Here is a 16,521-nt window from a genome sequence, read left to right on the forward strand (position 1 = left end):
TAGATTAAGCAAATATTTAAATTAATATTAATTTATCATTTATCAGATTTTCTGCTTAATTATTATTCCATAAAAAAAGGGTAAACTCTAAATAGAATTTACCCTTTACTTTTTCATAACAATACTCTCAATACTAATTTCCTTTCTTGTAATCTTCTAAAAATTTTGCTAAACCACTATCTGTTAATGGGTGATTTAATAAACCTGTAATTGATGATAAAGGCCCTGTCATTACATCAGATCCTAATTTAGCACAATTAATAACGTGCATTGTATTTCTTACAGATGCTGCTAAAATTTTAGATTTAAATCCATAATTATCATAAATTAATCTCATTTCTGAAATTAGATTTAAACCATCCGTAGAAATATCGTCTAATCTTCCTAAAAACGGAGAAACATACGTTGCTCCTGCTTTTGCAGCCAATAATGCTTGACCAGCTGAAAATATTAACGTTACATTCGTTTTAATTCCTTTATCAGAAAAATATTTACACGCTTTTACGCCATCTGCAATCATAGGTAATTTCACTACAATTTGTGGGTGCAAAGCAGCTAACTCTTCTCCTTGTTTGATCATTCCATCATAATCTGTAGCAATTACTTCTGCAGAAACATCTCCTTCTACAATATCACAAATCTTTTTGTAATGATTTAAGATATTTTCAGCACCTGTAATTCCTTCTTTTGCCATTAAAGATGGATTTGTTGTTACGCCATCTAAAACCCCTAAAGCTTCTGCTTCTGCAATATCATTCAGATTTGCTGTGTCTATAAAAAATTTCATACTTCTAGTTTTATACTGTTTTTAAATATTCTAATACTTGTTGGCTTACTTTTTCTCCTGTAAAACCAAATTTATCATCTAAGATTGTTGCTGGTGCTGAATAACCAAAATGGTCTAATCCAAATACTTTACCATTGTCACCAACTAAACCTTCTAAGTTTACGGGTAAACCTGCTGTCAATCCAAATAAAGGCTTGCTTTTAGGAATAATACTATTTTGATATTCTTTAGATTGTAATCTAAATACTCCTTCAGAAATTACAGAAGCAATACTTACTTTTAATCCGTTTTCTGCTTCTAAAATTGCTGCGGCTTCAACTAAAGTTGCTACTTCAGATCCATTTGCAACTAATACTACATCAGGATTTTCTACTTCTTTTACTAAATAACCTCCTTTTTCAGCAGCTAAAGCTTCTTGATATCTTGATGATGCTCCTTTTGTGGGTAAATCTTTAATTCCTTGTCTAGAAAGAATTAATCCTGTTGGTGTATTTTTATTTTCTAAAGCCATTTTCCAAGCCACACTTGTTTCTGCTGAATCTGCAGGTCGTAATGCCAAGAAACTTGGATTTCCACTATGGTTTTTTAATTTCTCTAACAAACGAATTTGCGCTTCTTGTTCTACAGGTTGATGTGTTGGCCCATCTTCTCCAACTCTAAAAGCATCATGTGTCCAAACATATTTTACACCTAATTCTTGAATTCCACTTAAACGAATCGCTGGTTTCATATAATCTGAAAACACGAAAAACGTAGCAACTACAGGAATAATTCCACCATGTAAAGCAATACCATTTGCAATACAAGACATTGTTAATTCTGCAACTCCTGCTTGTAAAAATGATCCGCTAAAATCTCCTTTTTTAAGTGCGTGTGTTTTCTTTAAGAATCCATCTGTTTTATCAGAATTTGATAAATCCGCAGAAGAAACAATCATGTTTTCTACATTCTCAGCTAAATATGCCAATACTCCGGATGAAGCTGCTCTTGACGCTAAGCCAGATTTATGTTCAATTCCTTCAAAATCTAACTCTGGTAATTCACCTGATAAAAAGAAATCTAATTTTTTAGCTTTATCCGGATAAGCATCTCTCCAAATAGAAATATTAACTTTTTTGTCTCTTGCTTCTACTATTTTTCTTTGTAATAAATTCTGATAAAATTCACTTACATCTTCATAAATATCAAAAGGACTTTCTGGATTTGCTCCTAAATTTAATAAGGTTTTTGTATAATCTGCTCCTGATGCTCCAATTGGTTGTCCGTGTAATTCACATTCACCTTCAAAAGTTTTTCCTTCGGATGTTACACATCCTTTCCCCATAATGGTTTTACCAATAATTAAGGTTGGTTTTTCAGTTTCGTTATTCGCATCTTTTAATGCTTTTCTTATTTCATCATGATTATGTCCATCAATAGTGACCACTTTCCAACCCCAAGCTTTGTACTTCATTTCTGTATCTTCAGAAGTAACTTCATCAGTTGGCGTAGATAATTGGATGTCATTCGAATCGTAAAACATAATAAAATTGTTCAATCCTAAATGACCTGCAATTCTTCCTGCTCCTTGAGAAATTTCTTCTTGAACTCCTCCATCTGAAATAAAACCATAGATCTTATGATCCATCCAACCTCCAAAACGAGATTTTAAGAATTTTGCAGCAATTGCTGCACCAACTCCCATGGTATGACCTTGACCTAAGGGTCCAGATGTATTTTCTATTCCTCTTGCAACATCTACTTCTGGATGTCCAGGTGTGATAGAACCCCATTGTCTGAAATTAGCAACATCTTCTTTTTCGTAATTTCCTAAAAGATAATATTGCGCATACATTAAAGTTGATAAATGACCAGCATCCATAAAAAAACGATCTCTGAATGCCCAAGTCATATCAGATGGATCGAAGTTAAAGAATTCTGAATATAAGATGTGCATAAAATCTGCACCTCCCATTGGTCCTCCAGGATGCCCTGAGTTTGCTTTTTCTACCATTGCAACTGCTAACGCTCTTATATTGTCAGCCGATTGTTGGTCAATTTTTGTATTCATTTTTTTTAATTTTATAAATTAACCCAATTGATTATGTTGTTTTTCAATTGGAATTTTTTTTTAATTATTTCTTTTTCCAAAGACCTTCCATTTCTTCTAAAGTTTTACCCTTCGTTTCTGGAACATATTTCATTATAAATAACATTGCTAAGACACTCATAACACCATATAACCAATAAGCAAAACCATGATTAAATAGTCTTGTTAAATAGGAATTATCGTTCATCATTGGAAATGTTAAAGATACTAAATAATTAGAAATCCATTGTGCTGCAACTGCAATTGCTAAGGCTCTTCCTCTAATTTTATTTGGAAAAATTTCTGCTAATAAAACCCAAGCAACTGGCCCCCAACTCATCGCAAAACTTGCAACATACAACATCATACAAAACAATGCTAAATAGCCTGTAGCACCAGAGAAAAAGACGAAACCTAAAGAGATCATAGCGACTGCCATACCTGCAGCTCCAATAATCATTAATGGTTTTCTACCATATTTATCTACAGTATTTACAGCAATAATAGTAAATAAAAAGTTTACAATACCTACAAGAATCGTCATTAATAAAGCACTATCTGTACCTGATGAAATTGTTTTAAAAATTTCTGGTGCATAATATAAAACGACATTGATACCTACAAACTGTTGAAAAACTGAAATTAAAACTCCTATGATAATTACAAACCAACCAAAAGATAAAATATGTCCTGAAGATTTTTCATTCATAGAAACTTCTATTTCAGACAAAATTTTATTCCCTTCTACTTCACCATTCACTTTAATTAAAACCTCTAAAGCTTCTGCTGGTTTATTTTTTAGCATTAAAGAACGAGGTGTGTCTGGTACAAAGAACAATAATCCTAAAAATAATCCTGCAGGAATTACTTCTGATGCAAACATCCATCTCCAACCAACAGTATTCAACCATTCGTCAGAACCACCACTTCTAGATATAAAGTAGTTTACAAAATAAACCACCATAAAACCACCAACAATAGCTAGTTGGTTAAATGAAATTAATTTACCTCTACTATTAGCTGGTGCAATTTCTGCAATATAAAGAGGTGATAGCATTGATGCTAAACCTACTCCAATTCCTCCAATAATTCTATACACAATAAATATTGTTGAATACGTATGGTCTAACTCACCTAAAGTACCAATAAACATTTCTGGCATTGCAGAACCTAAGGCTGAAATTAAAAATAAAATTGCAGCAAGCACTAATCCTTTTTTTCTTCCTAGTTTTTTACTTACTAATCCTCCAAAAACACCACCAATAATACAACCTATTAATGCACTAGAAACTAAAAAACCTTTATATGCACTCGCAGCTGTTTCTGATAAACCTTTTGGCATTACAAAAAAACTATCTAAAGAACCTACAGTTCCTGAAATTACACCTGTATCATATCCAAATAGTAAGCCTCCTAAAGTGGCGACTAATGTTAATTTAATAAGATATCCTGAATTTGTTGATTTCCCCATAGTTTTGTCTAAGTTAGTTTTTTAAGTTTTTGTTAAAACTGAGTTTTATTAAAAAGACCTTTCAAATTTAAAATATGAAAGGTCTTTTTGGTTTTAGATATGCTGATTGATTATGTTTTCAAATAATTCTTGTTTACCACTCTGAAGTGTTAATTCTCCATTTTCTTGAGCGATTTTATACAAGTCTGAAAGTTCTAATTTCCCTCCTTCAAAATCTTTTCCTTTTCCTGCGTCAAAAGAACTATATCTTTGTTCTCTTAATGAATTGTAAGCAGAAGAAGTCATAATTTTATCTGCAGTCAATAATGCTCTTGCAAACGTATCTGCTCCACCAATATGCGCGTGAAAAACATCTTCCATATCAGTTGAATTTCTTCTAATTTTTGCATCAAAATTAACGCCACCTCCTTGTAAACCTCCAGCTTCTAAAAAGACTAACATTGCTTCTGTAGTTTCTTGAATGTTGTTTGGAAATTGGTCTGTATCCCAACCATTTTGGTAATCTCCTCTGTTTGCATCAATACTTCCTAACATTCCTGCTTTGGCAGCAACAGCCATTTCGTGTTGCATTGTATGTTGCGCTAAAGTTGCGTGGTTTACTTCAATATTCATTTTGAAATCTTTGTCTAAACCGTATTCTTTTAAGAATCCGATTGCAGTAGCTGAATCAAAATCGTATTGATGTTTCATCGGCTCCATTGGTTTTGGCTCTATAAAGAAAGTTCCTTTAAAACCTTGTGCTCTTGCATAATCTCTTGCCATGGTTAAGAACTGCCCCATATGATCTAATTCACGTCCCATATCTGTATTTAATAAAGACATGTAACCTTCTCTTCCTCCCCAAAAAACATAATTCTCTCCTCCTAACTTAATAGTTGCGTCAATAGCCAATTTAACTTGACCACCAGCTCTTGCAACTACATCAAAATCTGGATTTGTAGAAGCTCCATTCATATAACGTGGATTTGAAAAACAGTTTGCTGTTCCCCATAATAATTTTACGCCAGTTTCTGCTTGTTTCCCTTTGATGTAATCTGTAATGGTATCTAATCTTCTTTCAGATTCTGCGAATGTTGCTCCTTCTTGAACTAAATCATAATCGTGAAAACAGAAATAGTCAAATCCCATTTTGTTAATGAATTCGAATGCTGCATCTGCTTTGTCTTTTGCTGCTTGAATTGGATCTGATGCTTTATCCCATGCAAAACTTTGTGTTCCTGGTCCAAAAGGATCTCCTCCTTGTCCACAGAATGTATGCCAATAAGCTATTGCAAATCTAAAATGCTCACGCATTGTTTTTCCTGCAACTACTTGGTCTGGATTATAATATTTATAAGCCATTGGGTTGTCTGACTCTTTTCCTTCGAATTGTATTTTGTTGATTCCTTTAAAATATTCTTTATTTGCCATTTTGATAAATGTTTAATTATATATGTTTAATCGTTTATTTCTTGTAAGTACTGCTTTTGCGTTAGGGATTGAAGCATCTGTTTGAGCTCTTTTTTACTTTTTTAAGTAAAAAAAGCGAGTGCGTAAAGCCCGACCTTTTTAGGGAACGCCCAAAAATTATTTATTTAAGATGAGCTCTAATTCGTTTTTCCAGTTATTATAGGCCTCTAAATATGGCTTCTTGTCTTTAAAAGGCATAAATGTCATTACGTGATCATTGTCCATAATTACTTTTCCAAAAGTTTCGAAATCGCCTTTGTGCAGATTTGCTGCTCTTGCTGCTCCAATGGCACCTGTTGTATTGTAAATTTCAATTTCTTGCTCTATTAAAGTCGCGACTGTGTTTGCAAAGATTTCTGAACGGAATAAATTGTCATTTCCTGCTCTTATAACGCTTGGTTTAATTCCGTCGGATTTTAAGATTTCCATTCCGTACACAAATGAGAAAGCGATACCTTCTAAAGCTGCTCTACACATGTGTCCTTTATGGTGATTATTAAGGTTCATGTTTACAATTCGTGTTCCTATTTCCTTGTTATTTAGCATACGCTCTGCTCCGTTACCAAAAGGAATTAAGCAAACTCCATCTGAACCTACAGGAATTTCTGATGCTAAATTATTCATCTCTTCGTAAGAACTGACTGCTAAATTATTTAGTAACCAACGATATTGGATTCCTGCTCCATTGATACATAACAATTTACCTATTCTTGCCGCTGCTCCTTTTTGATAATTTACATGTGCAAAATTGTTAACTCGCGAACTTTCTTTGGCTGATAAACTGTCTGTAACAGCGTATACAACTCCTGATGTTCCGCCTGTTGCAGCAACTTCTCCTGGATTGAATACGTTTAATGATAGTGCATTATTTGGTTGATCTCCTGCTCTGTAAAAAATTGGCGTTCCTGCAGCAAGCCCACATTCTTCTTCACCTTTTTCATCGACTAAAGACTGAACACTGAAAGTGTCTACAATATCTGGAACTAAATCTTTGTTAATTCCATAATATTCTAATAAAAAGTCTGCAACTGAATCGTTTTTGAAATCCCAAAAGATGCCTTCTGATAATCCTGAAATAGTTGTGTTTATTTTATTTGAAAATTTATAAGCAATATAATCTCCAGGTAACATGAATTTATGAATCTGACTGTAGATATCTGGTTCATTTTCTTGTACCCATTTTAATTTTGATGCTGTAAAATTAGCTGGAGAGTTTAATAAATGTGAAGCACATTTTTCTTCACCAATTTCATTAAATGCTTTATTCCCTGTTTCTACCGCTCTACTATCGCACCAAATGATACTTTTACGAAGTGGTTCTCCTTTTTTGTCAACTAAAACCAAACCATGCATTTGATACGAAATACCAATACCTTTTATTTGAGTTCTACTTATATTATACTCTTTTTTTAATTTAGTAATTGCGTTGCAAATATGCAGCCACCAATCGTTTGGTTTTTGTTCTGCCCATCCGTTTTTTTGAGCGAACATGCCCATTTCTTCTTCGGGCTCTTGTACAACTCCTAAACTCTTACCTGTTTCTACTTCTACCAAAGCTGCTTTTATAGAAGAACTTCCAATATCTAATCCTAAATAGTACAAACCTTATTGTTTTAAATTAAAGAAAACGGCCTATTCCTCTTAATAATTCTTAGGCCTTTTATCGAATAATAAAATTACTTTTAAAGTAAATTAGGTAATAACAAAAAACGTGCATGATGTATTATAGAATATGCAAATTACCCTATTAATAAAGGGTGATTTCAGATTACTTCTTATTAAAGACAATAAAGAGTATTAAATAATTAGAAAATTTAAAACTTTTTATTGTGTGAATTCTAGTAAATTCCTTCTTGTTATATTTTAATAATTTGGACAACAAAAAACTTCACATTTCTATAAAGTTTAAAATGAGTTTCAATATTTAGATTGAGTAATCTTTATCTTAAGTTTATTTTGATTTTCTAAAAAGCCTTTTTTTTAAGTAGACAAGACTTTAGTTATAAGTTAAATAATTCTAACTATTTATTTATCAACTTTAAAGTTTTAGAAATAGTTTCTACAGGAAGTTTACACGTATTATTTATACAAACGTATATGAAAGTTTCATCGGCTATAAAACGATTTTCTAATAAAGGTAAATTAGAATTCTTACCACTATAAGAAATTAAGATATTAGGAAGATACGTTTTGTTTAATTCCGTTATTTTTTGTTTTGCATCTTTACCCACAATAACAACTTCGTAATATGGGTTTGTGAAATTTAACATTACATCTAACCAATTAGAAAAATAAGCAGCATTATTTACTATTTTGGGTTTTATGTTATTTAGCATTGATGTTGCTATTTCTAGATAATTTTTATTGTTAGCATAATGTGAAAGTGCAAATAAGTTTTTTGCCATAATAGAATTACTAGACGAAATTACATTGTCTTGATATTCTACCGTTTTTGCAACTAATGGAGCATCTTTCTTAGAGGTAAAATAAAACATTTTAGAATCTTTATTATAAAAATTATCAATAGCATACTTCGTTAATTCTTCTGCTTTTTGTAACCAAACCTCATCTGATGTTACCTTATACATTTTGATAAAAGCCTCACTTGTAGCTGCATAATCTTCTAGATAGCCATTAATAGTACTATTTCCTTTTTTATAATTATGATATAATTTTCCGTCTTTAGATACTTGATTTTTCAACATAAAATAAGCCGTTTTTAACGCTGTATCTAAAAAGGGTTTTTCATTAAAAACAGCATATGCATCTAAATACCCTTTTATCATTAAAGCATTCCAAGAAGTTAAACTTTTGTCATCTAACCTTGGTTTTTTACGTTCTTTTTGTTTTTGTGTTAATGTTTTTTTCCAACTGATTTTAAGCTCCTTTAATTTAGAAATTGTGATATTATTTTCTTTTGAAAAAGTAATATCATCAACAGATTTTATAAGTACAAACTTGCCTTCTTCCCACAAACCAAAATCATTTATATTATAATATTTAGAAAATAGCTCGAAATCTTTTTTCAATACTGTTTCTAACGTTGCTTTTTCCCAAGAGTAATAAGCTCCTTCTTCTAAAATATTTTCTTCGTTATAACTATCTGCATCTAAAGAAGAATAAAACATGCCTTCTGGTGAAGTGAGTTCGTTTTTAACAAACTCTAAAGTTTCAAAAACGACTTCTTTATAAGTTTCGTTTTTAGTAATTTGATATGCATTTGAATACAAACTTACCAACTGAGCATTATCATACAACATCTTTTCAAAATGAGGAATATGCCATTTTTTATCTGTAGAATACCTAGAAAAACCACCATTTAATTGATCATAAACACCTCCAAATGCCATCTTATTTAGGGTGTTTTCTACATACTTCATTAATTTTTTATCCTCATTCTGATATGCATAGCGCATTAAAAACTGAGAAGTATTAGGCATCATAAATTTCATTGTTTGATCTGCTCCACCAAAATCATTATCAAAAGAAGCACTCCATTTTTCTACTTCTTCTTTTATGAAAGGTTTCGTAAAAACAGCTTCATCAGTATTTAAACTAATTAAATCTAAACCTTTAATTCCTTCTTCTAATTTATCTGCAAAAGCATAAAGATCTTCTGGCTTATTTTTAAAACGTTCAGAAATTTGTTCTAAAATTTTTAACCATTGTTCTTTAGGGAAATATGTTCCACCAAAAACGGGTCTTCCATCGGGCAAAGCAATAACATTTAAAGGCCAACCGCCACTTCCTGTCATTAATTGTACAGCCTTCATGTACACTTTATCTACATCTGGTCTTTCTTCTCGATCAACTTTAATATTGATAAATTTATGATTCATAGTATGAGCAACAATAGAGTCTTCAAAACTTTCTTGCTCCATAACATGACACCAATGACAAGCTGCATAACCTACACTAATAACAATTAACTTATTTTCCTTTTTTGCTTCTGATAATGATTCCTCATTCCACGCTTTCCAGTTTACAGGATTGTGGGCATGTTGTAATAAATACGGACTTGTTTCCTTTATTAAATCATTCGTAAATTGATGTTTTGTACTTTCAGATTTATTAGAACAGCCAATAAAAACTGCTATAATAAATAGAACAAGGATGGTATTATATTTTAGCATTTATAGGCTTTAAAATGGTAATTTATTATTTTCAATTAAAATGGTTAAACACGATTAATAGTAACCTTGTTTATTGATTTTGTTTCAAAATCATAGATATAACTTCTACTCAAGTATCCTAAACATTTTATAAGCCAAAGATATCTAAAAAAACATCATTATAAATTACGCTTAAAAAATTACTTTTTTCTTAACCTAGCAATATCTTCTGGTTTCACAATTTCCCCTTTATTTCCCCAGCTGTTTCTAATGTAATTCATAACATCTGCAACTTGTTTGTTAGATAGTTTTCCTAAACCAACCATAGTACCATAATAGTTAATACCATTTACTTTTACTCGCCCAGAAACTCCTTTTAAAACAGCTAAAATACCCTTATCTGTATCTTTCATTAAATAATCTGCATTAGCAAGTGGAGGTATAGCCCCTCTCATTCCTTTACCATCTCCCTCATGACATTCTGCACATTCTAAAGAATAAATTAACCTGCCACTTTGTTTGCTTTTCTTAAGATTATTCTGTCCAAAAGCAACAAATGAAACCAGGAAGCAAAAAAGAAATAAATAGTTTTTATAATTAATCATTTTCTATTTTAAAATGTATTGTTAAAGGTTTGCAATGATACAAAATTATGATTGGTCTAAATTTAGCCTCAAACAAAAAGTCTAAAACAGTAAAGTTATCGCATAAAAAAAGCCCTCGTAAGAGAGCTTTCTATCAGTTATATTTTACTATTCTTATTTTGTTCCGCTTAAAAACTTAGGCTTAATTACTAACATTGCCCAAGCCCAATTTTGATTATTTGCTGCTGCAACTTCAGTAACTCCTTTTAATTCATACATACCATCATTTGCAAACATTTGAGAATATCCAAGTACTAAAGAATATCCTTTAAATTTCTTTTTGTATACTAAATCTATTTCTGTTCCTAAAGATTTTTCTCCACTCGCTAAAGCTTGCTCTCCTTTAAAATTAAGTGCTTTAACCATTAAGCTAGAAGATTCATTTAAGGTAAAGTTTGCGCTCACGTGAAAATCTACTAAACCAATAGAATTTGCATGATTACCTACATAAAAGTAGTCCATGAATCCATTAAACTTGTGGTTTGTTCCATATAAAGGGAAAAAAGCTCCTGTTTCGCCTGCTCCACCATCATTACCACTAATAGCTTCTACTCCTAAACCTAAAGTAATCTTATCTGTTGCTTTATAAGTTGCATCTAATCCTAATAAATACGCTCCTTTTACATCTACTCCTCCTTGACGTTTTCCTGTTTGTAAATATGCATTAGCAGCCAATCCAAAACTTCCATTTTTATAGTTTAAATGTGTTCCTAAAGTTTGTAAATTACTTACTCCATCTGCAGCATTATTTGTGTCAAATTCTTGAAATCCATTATTTAACAATAATAAACTACCATTAAATTTATCCCAAGATTTTTTCATATATAACATTTGCATGGTTTTATATGAGAAAAAACCTGTAGTATTATATCCTGTTCCAGTAGAAACAAAACCTGTTGGGTGAGAATAATCTTGGTTAAATGCCAAAGCAAAATCTACAATAAGATTGTCTTTTTTATATTTAATTAAAGCAGCATCATGATTACGCCCTTGTTGTGCCCAATCTAATCCTCCTAAAATTCTTTGATCATCGTAAGATAAAACCTGACGTCCAATTTTTGTAGAAGTATTTTCCCCTAATTTAATTTCTGCCCAAGCTTGAAAAACTGCAAATGAGTTATTCTGATCGTAAGGTAAAATTTGTCTATTTTCTCCCCAAACCATAATATCTTGTAAACTTACATACACCCAGTAATTGTCTGTCATGTAGCTTGTATTTAATCTTACTCTTGTTGAGATTCCAAAACCTGAATCTGAAGCATCTGGAATTAAACTTCCAAATCCATTTCTATATTCTGTACGTGGTCTAAACTCTCCATCTAAAGTAAGTTGTGCGTTTACAAACTGGAAACTAACCAACAATAGTGCTAAAATTATGTATTGTTTTTTCATTTTTATTCTAATTTAATTTTTAATTTAATTTTTCTTTGGGTGCGCAATATAAAAAGACAAAAACATCTTATTTATGATAAATCTCATGTTTGTGGCACTCTAAATATACTATTTATACTATTATTTTTATTCTAATGTTCTAGAAAATCGATTAGATGTTTTCTATATGTATAATAATCGTCGTGTTCTAAAACTGATTTTCGTGTCCTTGGTCTTTCAAAATTGATATCTAAAACATCTCCAATTTTTGCTTTAGGACCACTTGTCATCATTACTACTCTGTCTGCTAAAAAAATAGCTTCATCAACATCGTGCGTAATCATCACTGCTGTAATTTTTTCTTTATTCCAGATTTCAATTAAGATATCTTGCAATTCTCCCCTCGTTAAAGAATCTAACATTCCAAAAGGTTCATCTAATAAAAGTACTTTCGGTTTTATAGCAAATGCTCTTGCAATACCAACTCTTTGTTGCATTCCTTGAGATAATTCACTTGCTTTTTTATGAAAAGCATCTTCTAAACCAACTTTTTGTAAATAATACTTTGCAACATCATTTCTTTGTGCTTTTGTTGCTTGAGGAAAAACCTGATTAACACCCAACAAAACATTCTGTAAAGAAGTCATCCAAGGCATTAAACTTGGCGATTGAAAGATTACACCTCTATCTGGTCCTGGTCCTTTTATATGTTTACCAAGTACAGAAATGTTTCCTCCAGAAATTGGGTTTAATCCTGCAATCATAGAAAGCATTGTTGTTTTACCACAACCAGAATGCCCAATAATGGTAACAAATTCTTCTTTTTTTATCTGAAGATTCAAATCCTCTAAAACCACATAATCACCATTTGGAGTAGGATATACTTTTTTAAGATTCTTTAAATCTAACATTACATCCTTTGACGGAAAAGGTTTGTTTTCTGTAATAATTTTAGTTTCTTTTTGTTTGATTATAGTGCTCATTAGTTTCCAAATTTAAACTGGTTAACAAAATCTTTCGGAACCAAATCCGGAAGTATTATTTCCTCTTTCGCTTCAGATTTACGCTCATTTCCTATATCCATTAAATACTCAATAATAGCATTTCTAGTTTTCTTAAAGTTAGGATTATCATTCATTGCTGTTTTATCTCTCGGACGTTCCAAATCAATTTTAAACTCAGGTCCCAAAGTTGCATTTGGTCCAGGTCTTAAAGGAATAATTCTATCTGCCATATAAATTCCTTCATCAACATCATTGGTTATTAACAAAGCCGTTCTTTTGTCTTTTCCCCAGATATTTAAGATTTCATCTTGTAAATTTCCACGAGTTAGAGCATCTAAAGCTCCTAAAGGTTCATCCATAATTATCATTTCGGGTTTCATTGCCAAAGCTCTTGCAACGGCTACTCTTTGACGCATTCCTCCAGATAATTCGTTAGGTCTTTTATTTATTGCTGGCGTTAAACTCACCATTTCTACATAATCTGCAACAATTTCATTTAACTCCTTTTTATTTTTCTTCGGAAAAGCTTCTTTAACAGCCATAAAAACATTCTGACCAACAGTTAACCAAGGCAATAATGAATAATTTTGAAAGATTACTCCACGCTCATGACTTGTATCAATCACAGGTGCTCCTTTAAACAAAACCTCGCCACTTGTTGGCTGTATCAATCCGTTAATTAAATTTACTAATGTTGTTTTTCCACTTCCTGTAAAACCTACAATAGCAACAAACTCTCCTTCTTCTATTTTCAAGTTGATGTTAGACAAAACCTCTGTTTCTCCATCTGCTTGATCGTAGCTTTTGTAAATATTATTTAGTTCTAAATATGCCATTTTTTTATTTTATTTGGGCGTTACCTAAAAAGGTCGGGCTTTACACTATATCTTTTTTATTTCAAAAAAATAAAAAAGGATGTCGTTTCAATCCCTAACGCAGGTATGACTTTTAATTAAATTGCATCAGTTTTATCAAAAGACACCCAATTCTGAATCGTTAACATCAATCTATCTAACAAGAAACCAATGATACCAATTACAAACATGGCAACAATAATTTTTGCATTTGAATCGTTTGCTCCATTTTGGAATTCCTCCCACACAAACAACCCTAAACCAGGACTCTGTGCCAAAAGTTCAATCGCAATTAAAACCATCCAAGCAACTGATAATGTGATTTTTAATCCTGTGAAAATTAATGGTAAAGATGATGGTAAAACCACTTTAAAAATCTTCTGAAAAGTTCCTAATTTTAAAACTTTTGCAACATTAATATAATCTTTATCAACTGTAGAAACTCCCATTGCTGTGTTCACCAAAGTTGCCCACATAGAACAAAAACCAACACTAATAAATGAAATGGTAAATGAACTATCTTCATTAGAATCTATCAATAATGTTTTTACAATCATAAAAACTAATAAATACCAAACTACAGGAGATACTGGCTTAAAAATTTGAATAAACCAATTAAATGCACTTTTTAAAGTAGAACTCAATCCTATAAAAATACCTAAAGGAACTGCAATTAATAATGCCAATAAGAAACCAGCAAATACAGTTTGTAAACTTGTAAATATTTGATCCACAAAAGAAGGTCTACCAGTATAGGTAATTGCATCTTTACCATCGGCAATTCTTTGAGCGTTTAAAGCAGCTGTTTTTTCTATAAAAGCAGCTTTATCTGCACTAATAATATTATGATCTCTTAATAAAGAATTAAAAGATTCCCAAACTTGAGCTGGAGATGGTAATGTATTTGGCTGACAACTAGATTCACCAGAAGCAATACACGATTTTAAAGCATCTGCAGCAACTTGACCTTGGTCTTGTAAAGCTTTTTCTATTTTAAATTCTGCCTCTATATTGTATAAAGACTTTGCTCCTAAATGCCATAAACCAATAAATAATAAAATGGAAGCAAGCGGCACTATTGTCTTGCGTAAAAAGTTTTTAAATTCTTCTTTTTCTAGTTTTCCTGTAAATAAATCTTTTAAAGTGGTAAGAAAACCTAATCCAATAAAATTAGAAACCTTCCCTAGTGTTAAACTTGCTCTCATCTGTTTATTTTTAAAGTTCTCGATACAAAATTTATAAAAATTAAATTTCAATCGAACTGACAGTACCTTATTTTTTAGGACTAATATTCACGTTATCAAATTGATACAATTTAGATTTTTTATCGAAATTGTATCAAGATGTTTTTTATTTATCTTTATTTCCTATTGAAAAACTATTGATGTATCCTAAAGGATCTTTTGCATCGTAAATTGTTCCGTCAATAAAATCTGCTGTTGCTGGCTTATAACCATTTGTTGTAGGAATATCTGTTGCAGGTATGTTTCCTTCTTCAACTAAAAGAGCTGCTGCTTTTTTCCAGATATCTGGTCTGTAAATATCTTTAATTGTACTTGCATACCAATCTGCAGTTTTTGCATCAGGTATTTGTCCCCATCTTCTCATTTGAGTTAAAAACCAAATTCCATCAGAATAAAAAGGATAGGTTGCATTGTATTTATAGAATACATTAAAGTCTGGCATAGCACGTTTATCTCCTTTTTCAAATTCAAAAGTACCTGTCATAGAGTTTGCTAATACTGCTTCTGGCGCACCAACATATTGTGACATTGATAAGATTTTCACCGCTTCATTTCTGTTTGTTGGTTCATCTAACCATTTACCTGCTCTAATTAAAGCTTTGGTAACTGCAATTGCTGTATTTGGGTTTTCGTCAATAAATTTCTGAGTCATTACAAACACTTTCTCTGGGTTATTTTTCCAGATATCGTAGTTTGTTACTACTGGCACTCCAATTCCTTTAAAAACTGCTTGTTGATTCCAAGGTTCACCAACACAATATCCATGAATAGTACCTGCTTCTAACGTTGCTGGCATTTGTGGTGGAGGCGTTACAGATAATAAAACCTCAGCATCAATTTGCCCTTGTACATTTTCTTTGGTGTACATTCCAGGATTGATTCCTGCTGCTGCTAACCAATATCTAATTTCATAATTATGAGTCGATACAGGAAAAACCATTCCCATTTTAAATGCTTTACCAGAATTTCTATATTCTGTAATTACTGGCTTTAAAGCTTCTGCTTTAATTGGATGCACAGGTTTACCATCTTTATCTTTTGGTACGTGCGGTTTCATTTTAGACCAAACATCGTTAGAAACTGTAATTGCATTTCCATTTAAATCCATAGAAAAAGTAGTCACTAATTTTGCTTGACGACCAAAACCTGCTCCTGCAGCAATTGGCTGACCCGCTAACATGTGAGAGCCATCTAATTGACCATCAATAACACGGTCTAAAATATTTTTCCAGTTAGATTGTGCTTCTACAGAAACAAATAATCCTTCGTCTTCGAAAAAACCTTTTTCTTTAGCAATTGCCAAAGGAGCCATATCTGTTAGTTTGATAAAACCAAACGTTAATTGAGGTTTCTCAATAGCTAACGTTTTTGTTTTTGATGTTTTTGCTTCAACAGCTGTTGTTGTCTTTTTAACTTCTTTACCTCCACAAGCAAATAGTAACATTGCTACGGGTAAAATGTAAGTTGATTTTTTAAATAGAGATTTCATTTTTAGTAAGTTTTTATTAACCTAAGTA

12 protein-coding genes are annotated in these 16,521 nt (G+C 31.7%); all 12 read right to left on the bottom strand.

Annotated elements, in window-relative coordinates; translation table 11 throughout:
- Positions 1 to 133: 133 nt before the first annotated feature.
- The 12 genes from fsa to BTO07_RS11285 all read right to left on the bottom strand — a co-directional run bounded on the left by fsa (position 134) and on the right by BTO07_RS11285 (position 16,493).
- On the bottom strand, positions 134 to 787 hold the full coding sequence (gene fsa / locus BTO07_RS11230) for a fructose-6-phosphate aldolase (protein WP_087521316.1): 654 nt from the start codon (positions 785 to 787) through the stop codon (positions 134 to 136).
- A 10-nt stretch (positions 788 to 797) separates the two neighbouring features.
- Complete coding sequence (locus BTO07_RS11235; protein WP_087521317.1) at positions 798 to 2,837, bottom strand: transketolase family protein; 2,040 nt, start codon at positions 2,835 to 2,837, stop codon at positions 798 to 800.
- 64 nt (positions 2,838 to 2,901) lie between these two features.
- Complete coding sequence (xylE, locus tag BTO07_RS11240) at positions 2,902 to 4,326, bottom strand: D-xylose transporter XylE (protein WP_087521318.1); 1,425 nt, start codon at positions 4,324 to 4,326, stop codon at positions 2,902 to 2,904.
- Between the two features lie 93 nt (positions 4,327 to 4,419).
- Positions 4,420 to 5,736 carry a xylose isomerase gene (xylA, locus tag BTO07_RS11245; RefSeq protein WP_087521319.1) on the bottom strand — a complete coding sequence of 439 codons (1,317 nt, stop codon included), beginning with the start codon at positions 5,734 to 5,736 and terminating at the stop codon, positions 4,420 to 4,422.
- A 156-nt stretch (positions 5,737 to 5,892) separates the two neighbouring features.
- Positions 5,893 to 7,377, bottom strand: coding sequence for a xylulokinase (locus BTO07_RS11250; RefSeq protein WP_087521320.1), 1,485 nt, complete (start codon positions 7,375 to 7,377; stop codon positions 5,893 to 5,895).
- Between the two features lie 419 nt (positions 7,378 to 7,796).
- Positions 7,797 to 9,908: a thioredoxin domain-containing protein gene (locus BTO07_RS11255; RefSeq protein WP_087521321.1), complete on the bottom strand. Its 2,112-nt coding sequence runs from the start codon at positions 9,906 to 9,908 to the stop codon at positions 7,797 to 7,799.
- 179 nt (positions 9,909 to 10,087) lie between these two features.
- Positions 10,088 to 10,492 carry a c-type cytochrome gene (locus tag BTO07_RS11260; protein WP_087521322.1) on the bottom strand — a complete coding sequence of 135 codons (405 nt, stop codon included), beginning with the start codon at positions 10,490 to 10,492 and terminating at the stop codon, positions 10,088 to 10,090.
- Between the two features lie 153 nt (positions 10,493 to 10,645).
- Positions 10,646 to 11,923, bottom strand: coding sequence for an alginate export family protein (locus tag BTO07_RS11265; RefSeq protein WP_087521323.1), 1,278 nt, complete (start codon positions 11,921 to 11,923; stop codon positions 10,646 to 10,648).
- A 131-nt stretch (positions 11,924 to 12,054) separates the two neighbouring features.
- Positions 12,055 to 12,885 (bottom strand): ABC transporter ATP-binding protein, encoded by an 831-nt coding sequence (locus tag BTO07_RS11270; RefSeq protein ID WP_087521324.1) that lies wholly within the window; start codon positions 12,883 to 12,885, stop codon positions 12,055 to 12,057.
- The gene (locus BTO07_RS11275; RefSeq protein WP_087521325.1) at positions 12,885 to 13,742 is read right to left on the bottom strand and encodes an ABC transporter ATP-binding protein; all 858 of its coding nucleotides are present in this window, start codon (positions 13,740 to 13,742) and stop codon (positions 12,885 to 12,887) included. Before BTO07_RS11275 ends, BTO07_RS11270 begins: the two co-directional genes overlap by 1 nt.
- A 116-nt stretch (positions 13,743 to 13,858) precedes the next feature.
- Entirely contained in the window at positions 13,859 to 14,965 is a 1,107-nt protein-coding gene (locus BTO07_RS11280; protein ID WP_087521326.1) for an ABC transporter permease, read from the bottom strand.
- A gap of 145 nt (positions 14,966 to 15,110) precedes the next feature.
- Positions 15,111 to 16,493 (bottom strand): CmpA/NrtA family ABC transporter substrate-binding protein, encoded by a 1,383-nt coding sequence (locus tag BTO07_RS11285; protein WP_087521327.1) that lies wholly within the window; start codon positions 16,491 to 16,493, stop codon positions 15,111 to 15,113.
- Positions 16,494 to 16,521 lie beyond the last annotated feature (28 nt).

The sequence above is a fragment of the Polaribacter sp. SA4-12 genome, from assembly GCF_002163675.1.
Taxonomy (GTDB): domain Bacteria; phylum Bacteroidota; class Bacteroidia; order Flavobacteriales; family Flavobacteriaceae; genus Polaribacter.